This window comes from Streptomyces rubrogriseus (assembly GCF_027947575.1).
Classification (GTDB): domain Bacteria; phylum Actinomycetota; class Actinomycetes; order Streptomycetales; family Streptomycetaceae; genus Streptomyces; species Streptomyces rubrogriseus.
In genome coordinates this window covers 6401135-6416159 of the sequence record NZ_CP116256.1, presented here as the reverse complement: position 1 = coordinate 6416159, position 15025 = coordinate 6401135, and the positions used below count along the sequence as shown (strand labels likewise).

Here is a 15025-nt window from a genome sequence, read left to right as displayed (position 1 = left end):
GGTCGCACGGTGGGGCAGCGCTCGACTCCGCAGCAGATCCCGGTCGTCGTGCTCGCCGGATTCCTCGGGTCCGGGAAGACCACCCTGCTCAACCACCTCCTCCACCGCAGCGGAGGCAGCCGGATCGGCGCCGTCGTCAACGACTTCGGATCGATCGAGATCGACGCGATGGCCGTCGCTGGAGCCCTCGGCGACTCCACCGTGTCGCTGGGCAACGGATGCCTGTGCTGTGCCGTCGACGCGAGCGAACTGGACGGGTACCTGGCGCGGCTCGCCCGTCCCGAGGCCGGCATCGACGTCATCGTCATCGAGGCCAGCGGCCTCGCCGAACCGCAGGAACTGGTACGCATGCTGCTGGCCAGCGAGCAACCGGGGATCGTGTACGGCGGGCTGGTCGAGGTCGTCGACGCCGCCGAGTTCGACGACACCCGCGCCAGGCACCCCGAGATCGACCGGCACCTGGCCCTCGCCGACCTGGTCGTGGTCAACAAGACGGACCGGGCCACCGACGCCGAGCGGGTGCTCGGCCTGGTGCACTCGCTCGTGGACGGCGCCGCCGTCGTCCCGGCGACCTACGGCCGTATCGACCCCGAGTTCCTCTACGACTGCCGGCCCAGCGAGGAGCGCGTGGGGCAGCTGTCCTTCGACGACCTGCACGACCACTCCGAGGGCGGCGCACAAGCCGATCACCTGCACGCCGCCTACGACACCCTGTCGTTCGTCTCCGGCGTCCCGCTCGACCCGCGCCGGCTCATGCGCTTCCTCGACAGCCGTCCCGAGGGCCTGTACCGGATCAAGGGGTACGTCGACTTCGGCCCGTACGACCCGCGGAACCGGTACGCAGTCCACGCCGTCGGACGCTTCCTGCGCTTCTACCCGGAGCCCTGGACCCCGGCCGGTGCCGCCGGCGCGTCCGGCGCCCCGGAGGCCGGCCGTACCCAGCTCGTCCTCATCGGCTCCGGGATCGACGCGGCGGCCCTCGGCGAGGAACTCGACGCGTGCCGCCGGGACGCCGACGCCCCACCCGCCGACGAACACGGCATGTGGGGCGTCCTGCGTTACGTGGCCAACGGCGAGGAGCCGCCGGACGGCCCCGGGCCTGTCTGACGATTCCCGTCTGCCGCGCGACGCCATGCACGCACTCTCGCCGCACCGGCCCCAGACCCGAGTACGGCCAGTACGCGGGTCTGGGGCCGGACCACCGAGAGCACGCACCTGACGCCGCGCGGCCGCCCTTCGGGCGACGACGCGAACTGTCAGACAGCCCCTAGACCGGGCCCGCCACCACCGACACCGTCTTGGGCAGCGACACGCCCGAGCCGTCGCGGCGCGGGTCGGTGTCCGGGAGCTGGGCCGGTGTGCCGTTCTTCTGTGCGGCGAGGGCCGGGGTGGCGCCCGCCCAGGCGAAGGCCAGGCAGTCCTCGCCCTTCAGGAACCGCTGGCAGCGCACCCCGCCCGTGGCGCGACCCTTGCGCGGGTACTGGTCGAACGGCGTGAGCTTGGCCGTGGTCTGCACGGAGTCGTCCAGCGTGCCGCGCGATCCGGCCACCGTGAAGACCACCGCGTCCATAGCCGGGTCCACCGCCGTGAAGGAGATGACCTTGGCCCCGTCGGCGAGCTTGACCCCCGCCACGCCACCCGCCGGACGGCCCTGTGGGCGGACCTGCGAGGCCTGGTAGCGCAGGAGCTGCGCGTCGTCCGTGATGAAGACCAGGTCCTCGTCACCGGTGCGCAACTCGACCCCGCCGACGATGCGGTCGCCGTCCTTGAGGGTGATGACCTCCAACTCGTCCTTGTTGGACGGGTAGTCGGGCACCACCCGCTTGACGACGCCCTGTTCCGTGCCGAGCGCCAGCCCCGGCGAGGACTCGTCCAGCGTGGTCAGGCAGACGACGTCCTCGTCGTCCTCCAGGGACACGAACTCGGCCAGCGGCGCGCCGCCCGCGAGATTCGGCGTCGGCATCGCCTCCGGGAGCTGGGGCAGGTCCACCACGTTCACCCGCAGCAGCCGCCCGCCGGACGTCACCACGCCCACTTCGCCGCGCGCGGTGGCCGGCACCGCCGAGACGATCAGATCGTGCTTGACGCGCTTGGCCCCGGCCTCCGTGACGAGAGGCTCGTCGTTCGCGGTGCGGGCCAGCAGGCCCGTCGACGACAGCAGCACCCGGCACGGGTCGTCCGCCACCTGGAGCGGCACGGCGGCGACCGGGGCGCCGCTCGACTCCAGCAGAGTCGTACGCCGGTCGGTGCCGAACTTCTTCGCCACCGCCGCCAGTTCGGCCGAGACCAGCTTGCGCAGCTCCGCGTCCGAGTCGAGGATCCGGGTCAGCTCCTCGATCTCGGCGTTCAGCCGGTCCTTCTCGGACTCCAGCTCGATGCGGTCGTACTTGGTGAGCCGGCGCAGCGGCGTGTCCAGGATGTACTGAGTCTGGACGTCGCTCAGAGAGAACCGCTCCATCAGGCGCTGCTTGGCCTGCGCGGAGTTCTCGCTGGAGCGGATGAGGCGGATGACCTCGTCGATGTCGACCAGGGCGGTGAGCAGGCCCTCCACCAGGTGCAGCCGGTCGCGCTTCTTGCTGCGGCGGAACTCGCTGCGGCGCCTGACGACGGTGAAGCGGTGGTCGAGATAGACCTCCAGCAGCTCCTTGAGGCCCAGGGTGAGGGGCTGGCCGTCGACCAGGGCGACGTTGTTGATGCCGAAGGACTCCTCCATGGCCGTCAGCTTGTAGAGCTGCTCCAGGACCGCCTCGGGCACGAAGCCGTTCTTGATCTCGATGACCAGGCGCAGTCCGTGGGCGCGGTCGGTGAGGTCCTTGACGTCCGCGATGCCCTGGATCTTCTTCGCGCCGACCAGGTCCTTGATCTTCGAGATGACCTTCTCCGGGCCGACCGCGAAGGGCAGCTCGGTGACGACGAGACCCTTGCGGCGGGCCGTCACCGTCTCCACGGACACCGTCGCGCGGATCTTGAAGGTGCCGCGGCCCGTCTCGTACGCGTCCCGGATGCCGGGCAGGCCGACGATGCGGCCGCCGGTGGGCAGGTCGGGGCCCGGCACGTGCTTCATCAGCGCGTCCAGGTCGGCGTTCGGGTACCGGATCAGATGCCGGGCAGCCGCGATCACCTCGCGCAGATTGTGCGGCGGCATGTTCGTGGCCATGCCGACCGCGATGCCCGAGGCGCCGTTGACCAGCAGGTTCGGGAAGGCGGCGGGCAGGGCCACCGGCTCCTGCTCCTGGCCGTCGTAGTTCGGGGCGAAGTCGACGGTGTCCTCGTCGATGGACTCCGTCATCAGGCCTGCGGCCTCGGCCATCCGGCACTCGGTGTACCGCATGGCGGCCGGCGGGTCGTCGTTGCCCAGCGAGCCGAAGTTGCCGTGGCCGTCCACCAGCGGCACCCGCATCGAGAACGACTGGGCCATGCGGACCAGGGCGTCGTAGATCGACGCGTCGCCGTGCGGATGCAGCTTGCCCATGACCTCGCCGACGACGCGGGCGCACTTCACGTAGCCGCGCTCGGGCCGCAGGCCCATCTCGTTCATCTGGTAGACGATGCGCCGGTGCACCGGCTTGAGGCCGTCGCGGGCGTCCGGCAGCGCACGGGAGTAGATGACCGAGTACGCGTACTCGAGGAAGGAGCCCTGCATCTCGTCGACGACGTCGATGTCGAGGATCTTCTCCTCGTACGAGTCGTCGGGCGGCGGGGTCTTCGTACTACGGCGGGCCATCGCTGCCGGCTCCTTGCTGAAGCGTGAACGGTGATCTGACGCCGTCCATTGTGGACTGCGGCACTGACAGCGACCGACCAGGACCCGTCACGGGCTGCCGGCCCGGCGCTGCCCGCAGGGTACGCCCTCGTCCCGGGGTGCCGTCCGCGCAGCCGTCTCCGGCGGCCCGTCAACCGCGTTCTCGCTCTCGGCGTACGAGGCCCGGGAACTCCACCGGCCGCCCGCACGCTTGCATACAGTGGCAGGACCGGCGGAATTCCGCAGTTCCGCCCATGGATTCCACCCGGTGGTTCACCCAGTGACTCCACCAGGATCTCGCGATCGAAGGGACGTACATGCCCATGGGTCACACGGCCACAGCCCAGGCAGGCTCCGGCGGCCTGACAGCGACCGAGCACCGCCTGGCCAACGGCCTGCGCGTGGTGCTCTCCGAGGACCACCTGACCCCGGTCGCGGCGGTGTGCCTCTGGTACGACGTCGGCTCGCGCCACGAGGTCAAGGGGCGCACCGGCCTGGCTCACCTTTTCGAGCACCTCATGTTCCAGGGCTCCGCCCAGGTCAAGGGCAACGGCCACTTCGAGCTGGTGCAGGGCGCCGGCGGCTCGCTCAACGGCACCACCAGCTTCGAGCGGACCAACTACTTCGAGACCATGCCCGCCCACCAGCTGGAGCTCGCCCTCTGGCTGGAGGCCGACCGCATGGGCTCCCTGCTCGCCGCCCTGGACGACGAGTCGATGGAGAACCAGCGGGACGTCGTCAAGAACGAACGCCGCCAGCGCTACGACAACGTCCCCTACGGCACCGCCTTCGAGAAGCTGACCGCCCTCGCCTACCCGGAGGGCCACCCCTACCACCACACGCCGATCGGCTCGATGGCAGACCTGGACGCGGCGACCCTGGAGGACGCGCGCGCGTTCTTCCGCACCTACTACGCGCCGAACAACGCGGTGCTCTCGGTCGTCGGCGACATCGACCCCGAGCAGACACTCGCGTGGATCGAGAAGTACTTCGGCTCCATCGCCTCGCACGACGGCAAGCAGCCGCCCCGGGACGGCGCGCTGCCCGACGTCATGGGCGGGGAACTGCGGGAGGTCGTCGAGGAGGAGGTCCCGGCCCGCGCCCTGATGGCGGCCTACCGCCTGCCGGAGGACGGCACGCGCGCGTGCGACGCGGCCGACCTGGCCCTGACCGTCCTGGGCGGCGGCGAGTCGTCCCGCCTGTACAACCGGCTCGTCCGCCGCGACCGCACCGCCGTCGCCGCCGGGTTCGGCCTGCTCCGGCTCGCCGGGGCGCCCTCCCTGGGCTGGCTGGACGTGAAGACGTCCGGCGACGTCGAGGTGCCGGTCATCGAGACGGCCATCGACGAGGAGCTGGCCCGCTTCGCCGAGGAGGGCCCCACGGCCGAGGAGATGGAGCGCGCCCAGGCCCAGCTCGAGCGCGAGTGGCTGGACCGCCTGGGCACGGTCGCCGGCCGCGCGGACGAACTGTGCCGGTACGCCGTCCTGTTCGGCGACCCGCAGCTCGCCCTCACCGCCGTGCAGCGGGTGCTCGAGGTGACCGCGGAGGAGGTCCAGGAGGTCGCCAAGGCCCGCCTGCGCCCCGACAACCGCGCGGTGCTCGTCTACGAGCCCACCGCCCCCGCCGACGAGACCGACGCCACCGACGAGAACGAGGAGGCGGCCAAGTGACCGAGCTCGCCACCATGGAATTCCACGCCCAGCCGCAGGCCGGCGAGCCCAAGCCGTGGGCGTTCCCCGCCCCCGAGCGCGGCAGCCTCGACAACGGCCTCACCGTGCTGCGCTGCCACCGCCCCGGCCAGCAGGTCGTCGCCGTCGAGGTGCTCCTCGACGCCCCCCTGGACGCCGAGCCGGCCGGTCTCGACGGCGTCGCCACCATCATGGCGCGCGCCTTCTCCGAGGGCACCGACAAGCACTCCGCGGAGGACTTCGCCGCCGAGCTGGAGCGCTGCGGCGCCACCCTGGACGCGCACGCCGACCACCCCGGCGTCCGGCTGAGCCTGGAGGTGCCCGCCTCGCGCCTCGGCAAGGCACTCGGCCTGCTCGCCGACGCCCTCAGGGCGCCCGCCTTCGCGGACGGCGAGGTCGAACGGCTGGTGCGCAACAGGCTCGACGAGATCCCGCACGAGCTGGCCAACCCCTCCCGGCGTGCCGCCAAGGAACTCTCCAAGGAGCTGTTCCCGGCCGACGCGCGCATGTCGCGCCCGCGCCAGGGCACGGAGGAGACGGTCGAGGCCATCGACGCGGCGGCCGTACGCGCCTTCTACGAGCGGCACGTCCGCCCCGCCACGGCCACCGCGGTGGTCGTCGGCGACCTCACCGGCGTCGACCTGGACGCGTTGCTCGGCGACACCCTGGGCGCCTGGACCGGCTCGGCCGCCGAGCCGCGTCCCGTGCCCCCGGTGACCGCCGACGACCGGGGCCGGGTCGTCATCGTGGACCGTCCCGGCGCCGTCCAGACGCAGCTGCTGATCGGCCGCACCGGCGCCGACCGGCACGACCGCGTGTGGCCCGCGCAGGTGCTCGGCACCTACTGCCTGGGCGGCACCCTCACCTCGCGCCTGGACCGCGTCCTGCGCGAGGAGAAGGGCTACACCTACGGTGTGCGGGCGTTCGGCCAGGTCCTGCGCTCCGCGCCGGACGGCACGGGCGCCGCGATGCTCGCCATCAGCGGATCCGTCGACACCCCCAACACCGGTCCCGCCCTGGAGGACCTGTGGACGGTGCTGCGCAAGCTGGCCGCGGAGGGGCTCACCGACGCCGAGCGCGACGTGGCCGTGCAGAACCTGGTGGGCGTGGCGCCGCTGAAGTACGAGACGGCGGCGGCCGTGGCGAGCACGCTGGCCGACCAGGTCGAGCAGCACCTGCCCGACGACTTCCAGGCCACGCTCTACCGTCAACTGGCCGCCACGGGCACCGTGGAGGCCACCGCGGCGGTCGTGAACGCCTTCCCGGTGGACCGTCTCGTGACGGTCCTGGTCGGCGACGCGGCGCAGATCAAGGAGCCCGTCGAGGCCCTCGGCATCGGCGAAGTCACCGTGGTGGCGGCCGAGTAGCGGCACGCGCGCGCGGCGGCCCCGGTGACCGGTGTGTCACCGGGGCCGCCGTTTGTCCGGATTGGGGGAGTGGTTGCTCGTCTGCCCTGTGGCGTGCGCTACAAAAAGCCTGTTGCGTTTGAGGATTGAACGCAGCCGCGTTTAGCGTCGTCCGGGCTGTTCGTCAGGCAGTGCGCCGCATCCGCGGCACCGGACAGTCATCGCCGAGTCCCCGTACGGCGCGAGCCAGGGGAGCCGGGGACCCATCGAAGTCCCTGGGGTGAATCGGACGCCCGCGCGCACCGCGAGGGGGTCCGTAGGAGACCTTCCACCTCCGAACCCGTCAGCTAACCCGGTAGGCGAGAGGGAAGGAAAGGACAAGCCTCTACATGGCGTTCACGCGCGCCACCGGGAAGCACCGCCGTCCCAGTCGGGTGCACCGCACCACCGCCCGCGCGGCGGGTGTCGCGGCCCTCGCCACCACCGGCGTGGTCGGCACCCTCGCGGCTCCGGCGCTGGCCGCCGAGCCCGAGGTGGAACAGACCGGGCTCACCCCGGTCGTCACCATCGGCGACTCCATAGCCGACGAGATCGACGCCCAGGCCCTCGCCCAGAAGCAGGCGGCCGCGGACGCCGCCGCCCGCGAGGCGGCCCGCGAGCGGGCGGCCGAGGCGGCCAAGGAGGCGCGCGAGGCCAAGGAGCGCGCCGCGCGGGAGGCGGAGCGCGAGCGCCTCAACACCTTCGTCGCGCCGATCACCGCCTCGTACGTCTCCACCGCCTACCAGGCCGGCAGCTCCCTGTGGTCCTCCGGCAGCCACACCGGCATCGACTTCCACGCCTCCAGCGGCACGTCCGTGCACTCCGTGGGCGTCGGCACCGTCGTCGAGGCCGGCTGGGGCGGCGCGTACGGCAACCAGGTCGTGATCAGGATGCACGACGGCACGTACACCCAGTACGGGCACCTGTCGTCCATCGGCGTCTCGGTCGGCCAGTCGGTCGAGCCCGGCCAGCAGATCGGCGTCTCGGGTGCCACCGGCAACGTCACCGGACCGCACCTGCACTTCGAGGCCCGTACCAGCCCCGAGTACGGCTCGGACATGGACCCCGTCGCCTATCTCCGCTCCCACGGAGTGAACGTCTGACGAAAAAGCCCCGGCTTCCCGAGTCGGGGCTTTTTGTATTCCATGCCGGCTTGATTGGCCTAGAGTCGCTGAAAGCGCGTCCATCGTCGACGTTTCTGGGGATCAAGGCGGAGGTCGGTCATGCGTATTCCGGCACATTCGGTGTGCACGGCGATTCGGGACGACATCGTGACCGGCGTCCACGGACGCGGGAGCCGGCTCACCGAGGAGATCCTCGCCCGCCGTTACGGCGTCTCCCGCGTCCCCGTCCGCGAGGCCCTGCGCACGCTGGAGGCGGAGGGCTTCGTGGTGACCCGGCGGCACGCGGGCGCGTGCGTCGCGGAACCGACCCGGCGGGAGGCCGCCGACCTGCTGGAGACCCGCACGCTCCTCGAGCCGCTCGGCGCCTCCCGGGCCGCGCGGCGGCGCACCGACGCACACCTCAAGGTGCTGCGCGGCCTGGTCAGGCTGGGGCAGGAACGGGCCGGGCGGGGCACCGTGGACGAGCTGCGCTCCCTGGGCGGCTGGTTCCACGAGACCCTCGCCAGGGCGGCGGACAGCCCCTCCCTGACCGCGCTGCTGACCCAGCTCCGCCACAAGATCGCCTGGATGTACGTCGTGGAGGCACCGGTCGGACCGGTGGAGCACTGGGCGGAGCACGCGGCGATCGCCGACGCCGTGGCCCGGGGCGACGCCGAACGCGCGCGGGCGCTCATGACCCGGCACATCGAGCGGTCGGCGTCCGGGTACCGGCTCCGGTTCGCCTCCGGCGGCGCGACGGCAGAGCGTGTGAGGAATACGCAACATTCCGTAAACACCGCGAGCCCGCTCCGGTAACACAGGTTCCGTATACAAAAGCGGGGGAATTCCGGCGGCTATTTCTGCCGTCCCGAACGTGCAGAAGCAGAAGCAGAAGCAGAAGCAGAAGCAGAAGCAGAGGCAGAAGCGGAAGCGGAAAAGGAGAAAGGCCCGCCCGGTGGTCCCGGCGGGCCTTTCGGTGCTGCTGTCCCGTCCGTCAGACGGTCTCGGGAAGCTCCTCGAGCCCCTCGGCGACCAGCTTCGCCAGCCGCTCCAGGGCCGCCTCCGCGCCCTCGGCGTCGGACGCGAGGACGATCTCCTCGCCCCCCTGGGCGCCGAGGCCGAGGACGGCCAGCATGGAGGCCGCGTTGACGGGGGACCCGTCGGCCTTGGCGATCGTCACCGGGACGCCTGTGGCCGTGGCGGCTCGGACGAAGATGGAGGCGGGGCGGGCGTGGAGACCCTCGGCCCAGCCGACGTTGACGCGGCGCTCAGCCATGTGATGCTGCCCTTCAGGTGTTCAGAGGCGTTGGAGTTGTCTAGACCAGTCTTGTCTAGACCAGTTTCCCACATCGTGAAGCGAGCCGGGACGACCACGTGGGCCGCCCCGTCCGGGTCCCGGACCGCGGCCTCGGTCCGGACCTCCGTCCCCCACAGACTGCCCCGCGCCGTTGTCGTACGCGAGCCGTACTCTGGGGCCCATGCAGACCTCGTCGGACCGGCACGAGTACCCCGCCCACTGGGAAGCCGACGTGGTGCTGCGCGACGGCGGCACCGCGCGCGTCCGCCCCATCACCGTCGATGACGCCGAGCGCCTGGTCAGCTTCTACGAGCAGGTTTCCGACGAGTCGAAGTACTACCGCTTCTTCGCGCCGTACCCTCGCCTGTCCGCCAAGGACGTCCACCGCTTCACGCACCACGACTTTGTGGACCGGGTGGGACTCGCGGCCACCATCGGCGGCGAGTTCATCGCCACCGTACGCTACGACCGGATCGGGGCCGGCGGAACACCCGCCACCGCACCGGCCGACGAGGCCGAGGTCGCCTTCCTCGTCCAGGACGCCCACCAGGGGCGCGGCGTCGCCTCCGCCCTCCTGGAGCACATCGCCGCCGTCGCCCGCGAGCGGGGCATCCGCCGCTTCGCCGCCGAGGTGCTGCCCGCCAACAACAAGATGATCAAAGTCTTCATGGACGCGGGGTACACCCAGAAGCGAAGCTTCGAGGACGGGGTGGTCCGCCTGGAGTTCGATCTCGAACCCACCGACCGCTCGCTGGCCGTGCAGTACGCGCGCGAGCACCGCGCGGAGGCCCGTTCCGTGCAGCGGCTGCTGCAGCCCGGCTCGGTCGCGGTCGTCGGCGCCGGCCGCACCCCGGGCGGCGTCGGCCGCAGCATCCTCGGCAACATCCGGGACGCCGGCTACACGGGGCGCCTGTACGCCGTGAACAGGGCCTTCCCCGAGGACATGAAGGAGCTCGACGGGGTTCCGGCGTGCCGTTCCGTGCGCGACATCGACGGGCCCGTCGACCTCGCCGTCGTCACCGTGCCCGCCGAGCACGTCCCGGACGTCGTCACGGCGTGCGGCGAGCACGGGGTGCAGGGCCTGGTGGTGATCTCCGCCGGATACGCCGACAGCGGCCCCGAGGGGCGCGAACGCCAGCGCGCCCTCGTGCGGCACGCGCGGTCGTACGGCATGCGCATCATCGGGCCCAACGCCTTCGGGATCATCAACACCTCCCCCGACGTGCGGCTCAACGCCTCTCTCGCCCCCGAGATGCCGCGCGCGGGACGGATCGGCCTGTTCGCGCAGTCCGGCGCCATCGGCATCGCCCTGCTCTCCCGGCTGCACCGGCGCGGCGGCGGGGTCACCGGCGTCACCGGCGTGTCCACCTTCGTCTCCTCCGGCAACCGCGCCGACGTCTCCGGCAACGACGTCCTCCAGTACTGGTACGACGACCCGGAGACCGACGTCGCGCTGATGTACCTGGAGTCCATCGGCAACCCCCGCAAGTTCACCCGCCTGGCCCGGCGCACGGCGGCCGCCAAGCCCCTGGTCGTGGTGCAGGGCGCCCGGCACGGCGGCGTGGCACCCCAGGGGCACGCCGTACGGGCGACGCGGCTGCCCCACGCGACGGTCTCCGCGCTGCTGCGGCAGGCCGGCGTGATCCGCGTCGACACCATCACCGACCTGGTCGACGCGGGGCTGCTCCTCGCCCGCCAGCCGCTGCCCGCCGGACCGAGGGTGGCCATCCTGGGCAACTCGGAGTCCCTGGGACTGCTCACGTACGACGCGTGCCTCTCCGAGGGCCTGCGCCCGCAGCCCCCGCTGGACCTGACGACCGCCGCCTCGGCCGACGACTTCCACGCGGCCCTGGCCAGGGCCCTGGCCGACGACACGTGCGACGCGGTCGTGGTGACCGCCATCCCGACGCTGGGGGAGGGGGCGGCCGGGGACGCCGCGCTCGCGGAGGCCCTGCGCTCGGCGGCGGCCGCGGTCCCCACCAAGCCCGTCCTCGTGGTCCACGTGGAGCTGGGCGGCCTGGCGGAGGCCCTGTCCGCGGCGGCGAGCACGGCCCCGCAGACGGCTCAGAGCACTGCGGGCACCACTTCCCAGGCGGCTGCGGGCACCGCCGCCCAAGCGGCTTCGAGCGCGGCCCGGCCGGGCGACCCGGGTGCCGTGCCGCAGGGCACCCCGGGCGGCCCTGCCTCCCGAGCCACCCCGGGCACCGGACCCCATGCCGCTCCCGGCCCCGCCGATCAGCCCCCGTCCGGCGCGCCCGTCCCGTCCGTCCCGTCCGGGACCGGCGCGCCCGTCCCGTCCGGGCCGCCCCGCCCGTCCGCGACCCCGGGCCGGACGCAGTCCGTCGTCAGGGCCCCGGAGGGAGCCCACCTCATCCCCGCCTATCCCGCCGCCGAGCGTGCCGTCCGCGCCCTCGGCGAGGCGGTCGCCTACGCCCAGTGGCGGCGCGAGGCCGCCGACCCCGGCAAGGTGCCGGAGTACGAGGACATCGACGAGAAGGGCGCCGCCCAGCAGATAGCGGGGCACCTCGCGCGCGGGCAGGGGCTCACCCTCGGCAGCCGGGAGACCTGCGACCTGCTCGGCCGGTACGGCGTCCACGTCCACCGCGCCCTGCCCGCCGCCACTCCCGACGACGCAGCGGCCGCCGCGCGGACCATCGGCTACCCGGTGGCCCTCAAGGCCACCGCCCCGCACCTGCGCCACCGCGCCGACCTGGGCGGCGTACGCCTCGACCTCGCGGACGAGGAGCAACTGCGGCGGGCCTACGCCGAACTGACCGAGCTGTTCGGAAAGCCCGCGGAGCTGCGCCCGGTGGTGCAGGGCATGGCCCCGCGCGGCGTCGACACCGTCGTACGGGCGGTCATCGACCCGGCGGCCGGCGCGGTGCTCTCCTTCGGCCTCGCCGGCGCCGCCACCCAGCTGCTCGGCGACATGGCGCACCGGCTGATTCCGGTCACCGACCGGGACGCCACCTCGCTCATCCGCTCGGTCCGTACGGCCCCCCTCCTCTTCGGCTGGCGCGGCTCGGCCCCGGTCGACGCCGCCGCCCTGGAGGAGCTGCTGCTGCGGGTCTCCCGGCTGGTCGACGACCACCCGGAGGTCGTCGCGGTCACCCTGGAGCCCGTCGTGGTCGCCCCGCACGGCCTGAGCGTCCTCGGCGCCTCCGTCCGCCTCGCGCCCCCTCCCGCCAGGGACGACCTGGGCCCGCGGACCCTGCCGGCCTACTGACCCGCCACGCCCCGTACCCGGCCCGGTGCCCGCGCCGGGTACGGCCCCGGACGGGTACCGCGGGAGCGTGCCTCGCAGTCAGCGGGTCCCCGTAGGATGGACGGCATGGCCAAGACCAGTACGACGACCCAGGGGCTGCGAGCGGCGATCGAGCGCAGCGGCTACTACCCGGCCCTCGTGGCCGAGGCGGTGGAGGCCGCCGTGGGCGGCGAGCCCGTGCGGTCGTACCTGGTCCACCAGGAGACGACGTTCGACCAGAACGAGGTGCGCCGGCACGTGACCGTGCTGGTGCTCACCGGCAACCGCTTCATCGTCAGCCACACCGACGAGCAGGCCGCCGACGACACCTCCCCGACGCCGTACGCCACGACGTCCACGGAGTCCGTCAAGCTCGGCCGGATCTCGTCCATCGTCGTCAGCCGCGTCGTCGCCAACCCGGAGCAGTACAAGCCGGGCACCCTGCCGCGCGAGATCGTGCTGACCATCGGCTGGGGCGCCGTCTCCCGGCTCGACCTGGAGCCCGCCGCCTGCGGCGACCCCAACTGCGAGGCCGACCACGGCTACACGGGCAGCTCGACGGCCGACGACCTCAGCCTGCGTGTCAGCGAGGCCGGGGACGGCCCCGAGACGGTGCGCCAGGCGCTCACCTTCGCCCAGGCCCTCTCCGAGGCGACCGCGGACTCCGCCCGCTGATGGTGCAGCACACCGCCTGGGACACCCACCCGGAACCGCTCCCCGTCGACTCCGCCCCCGTACCCGAGTACGGCCGCGGCTCCCTCGCCGACCTGCTGCCCACCCTGGCCGCCGGCCTCGGTGTCCCCGGCATGACCGCGGGGATCACCGAACTGACCCCCGCCGACCGCAACTGCGTCTTCCTGATCGACGGCCTCGGCTGGGAGCAGCTGCGCGCGCACCCCGAGGACGCGCCCTTCCTGAGCTCCCTCCTGGGCAGCTCGCGCGGCGGCACGGGGCGCCCGATCACCGCCGGCTACCCGGCGACCACGGCGACCTCCCTCGCCTCCGTCGGCACCGGCCTCCCACCGGGCGCCCACGGCCTGCCCGGATACACGGTGCGCAATCCCGACACCGGCGCCCTGATGAACCAGCTCCGCTGGCAGCCGTGGACCGCGCCCGGCCCCTGGCAGCCCTACCCCACCGTCTTCGGCCTGGCCCACGAGGCGGGGGTGCACGCCGCCCAGGTCTCCTCGCCCACCTTCGCCAACACCCCGCTGACCAAGGTCGCGCTCAGCGGCGGCGAGTTCCACGGACGCCTGTCCGGCGAGGACCGGATGGACTGCGCCGCCGAACAGCTGGCCCGCGCCGACCGCGCCCTCGTCTACACCTACTACGCCGAGGTCGACGGCGCCGGACACCGCTTCGGCGTCGACTCCGACACCTGGCGCGGGCAGCTCGGCCACGTCGACCGGCTCGTCCAGCGCCTCGCCGAGCAGCTGCCGCCGCGCAGCGCCCTGTACGTCACCGCCGACCACGGCATGGTCGACGTGCCCTTCGACGAGGAGCACCGCATCGACTTCGACGAGGACTGGGAGCTGAAGGCGGGCGTCGCCCTCCTCGGCGGCGAGGGCCGCGCCCGCCACGTCTACGCCGTCCCCGGCGCCCACAACGACGTGCTGTTCTGCTGGCGCGAGGTGCTCGGCGAGCAGTTCTGGGTGGCGTCCCGGGACGAGGCGGTCGACGCGGGCTGGTTCGGCCCGAGCATCGACGACCGGGTGTACGACCGCATCGGCGACGTGGTCGCCGCGGCGCGCGACGACGTCCTGGTCATCGCCTCCGAGCGCGAGCCCAAGGAGTCGGCGATGGTCGGCAACCACGGTTCGATGACCCCTGCCGAGCAGCTCGTCCCGCTGCTCGAAGTACGCTCCTGACCCTCTGCGCCCCACCGATCCCGCTGCCGAAAGGTGCCCAACCCCTCATGCCCGAGCTGGTGTTCTTCTCCGGAACGATGGACTGCGGGAAGTCGACACTGGCTCTCCAGATCGAGCACAACCGATCGGCGCGCGGACTGGCCGGCATGATCTTCACCCGCGACGACCGTGCGGGCGAGGGCAAGCTCTCCTCCCGCCTCGGCCTCGTCACCGACGCGGTCGAGGTCGGGGACGGCCAGGACCTGTACGCCCACGTAGTCGACCACCTCTCGCAGGGCGGCCGGGTGGACTACGTGATCGCGGACGAGGCGCAGTTCCTCGCGCCGGACCAGATCGACCAGCTCGCGCGCGTGGTCGACGACCTCGACGTCGACGTGTACGCCTTCGGCATCACCACCGACTTCCGCTCCAAGCTCTTCCCGGGCTCCCAGCGGCTGGTGGAACTCGCCGACCGCGTCGAGGTGCTCCAGGTCGAGGCCCTGTGCTGGTGCGGAGCCCGCGCCACGCACAACGCCCGCACCGTGGGCGGCGTCATGGTCGTCGAGGGCGCCCAGGTGGTCGTCGGGGACGTCGCCCAGTCCCCCGACGAGATCGGCTACGAGGTGCTGTGCCGCCGCCACCACCGCAGGCGGATGACGAGCGCTACGGCGCGGGCGGCGGCGCTCTCGCCGGACGTGCTGCCGGTCACCGCCACCTGA

General features: G+C 72.7%; 11 protein-coding genes and 1 riboswitch. Of the genes, 9 read left to right on the top strand and 2 right to left on the bottom strand.

Features of this window, described 5'->3' with window-relative positions:
* The first annotated feature begins 9 nt into the window (after positions 1-9).
* On the top strand, positions 10-1107 hold the full coding sequence (locus Sru02f_RS28830; RefSeq protein WP_109029906.1) for a CobW family GTP-binding protein: 1098 nt from the start codon (positions 10-12) through the stop codon (positions 1105-1107).
* Between the two features lie 160 nt (positions 1108-1267).
* On the opposite strand, the gene Sru02f_RS28825 is transcribed toward Sru02f_RS28830, so the two are convergent.
* Positions 1268-3724 (bottom strand): DNA gyrase/topoisomerase IV subunit A, encoded by a 2457-nt coding sequence (locus Sru02f_RS28825; RefSeq protein WP_109029905.1) that lies wholly within the window; start codon positions 3722-3724, stop codon positions 1268-1270.
* A 335-nt stretch (positions 3725-4059) separates the two neighbouring features.
* Here Sru02f_RS28825 and Sru02f_RS28820 point away from each other — a divergent pair, with 335 nt between their 5' ends.
* The 4 genes from Sru02f_RS28820 (at position 4060) to Sru02f_RS28805 (ending at position 8734) form a co-directional block, all read left to right on the top strand.
* Positions 4060-5412, top strand: a complete 1353-nt coding sequence (locus Sru02f_RS28820) for a M16 family metallopeptidase (protein ID WP_109029904.1) — start codon at positions 4060-4062, stop codon at positions 5410-5412.
* Positions 5409-6797, top strand: coding sequence for a M16 family metallopeptidase (locus Sru02f_RS28815; protein WP_109029903.1), 1389 nt, complete (start codon positions 5409-5411; stop codon positions 6795-6797). Before Sru02f_RS28820 ends, Sru02f_RS28815 begins: the two co-directional genes overlap by 4 nt.
* Positions 6798-6988: 191 nt before the next feature.
* A riboswitch (cyclic di-AMP (ydaO/yuaA leader) is annotated at positions 6989-7153 on the top strand.
* 12 nt (positions 7154-7165) lie between these two features.
* Positions 7166-7918, top strand: a complete 753-nt coding sequence (locus Sru02f_RS28810) for a M23 family metallopeptidase (protein ID WP_109029902.1) — start codon at positions 7166-7168, stop codon at positions 7916-7918.
* Positions 7919-8038: 120 nt separating this feature from the next.
* Positions 8039-8734 (top strand): GntR family transcriptional regulator, encoded by a 696-nt coding sequence (locus tag Sru02f_RS28805; protein WP_109029901.1) that lies wholly within the window; start codon positions 8039-8041, stop codon positions 8732-8734.
* 178 nt (positions 8735-8912) lie between these two features.
* Here Sru02f_RS28805 and Sru02f_RS28800 read toward each other — a convergent pair whose 3' ends face one another.
* Positions 8913-9194 carry an HPr family phosphocarrier protein gene (locus Sru02f_RS28800; protein ID WP_003973180.1) on the bottom strand — a complete coding sequence of 94 codons (282 nt, stop codon included), beginning with the start codon at positions 9192-9194 and terminating at the stop codon, positions 8913-8915.
* A 202-nt stretch (positions 9195-9396) separates the two neighbouring features.
* Between Sru02f_RS28800 and Sru02f_RS28795 the strand changes: the two genes are divergently transcribed.
* From Sru02f_RS28795 to Sru02f_RS28780, 4 genes are all read left to right on the top strand, one after another.
* Positions 9397-12441, top strand: coding sequence for a bifunctional acetate--CoA ligase family protein/GNAT family N-acetyltransferase (locus Sru02f_RS28795; RefSeq protein WP_109029900.1), 3045 nt, complete (start codon positions 9397-9399; stop codon positions 12439-12441).
* 96 nt (positions 12442-12537) lie between these two features.
* On the top strand, positions 12538-13134 hold the full coding sequence (locus tag Sru02f_RS28790) for a DUF5998 family protein (RefSeq protein WP_003973177.1): 597 nt from the start codon (positions 12538-12540) through the stop codon (positions 13132-13134).
* The gene (locus Sru02f_RS28785) at positions 13134-14327 is read left to right on the top strand and encodes an alkaline phosphatase family protein (protein WP_109029899.1); all 1194 of its coding nucleotides are present in this window, start codon (positions 13134-13136) and stop codon (positions 14325-14327) included. The genes Sru02f_RS28790 and Sru02f_RS28785 overlap by 1 nt, the downstream gene beginning before the upstream one ends.
* Before the next feature lie 47 nt (positions 14328-14374).
* Positions 14375-15025 (top strand): thymidine kinase, encoded by a 651-nt coding sequence (locus Sru02f_RS28780; protein WP_003973175.1) that lies wholly within the window; start codon positions 14375-14377, stop codon positions 15023-15025.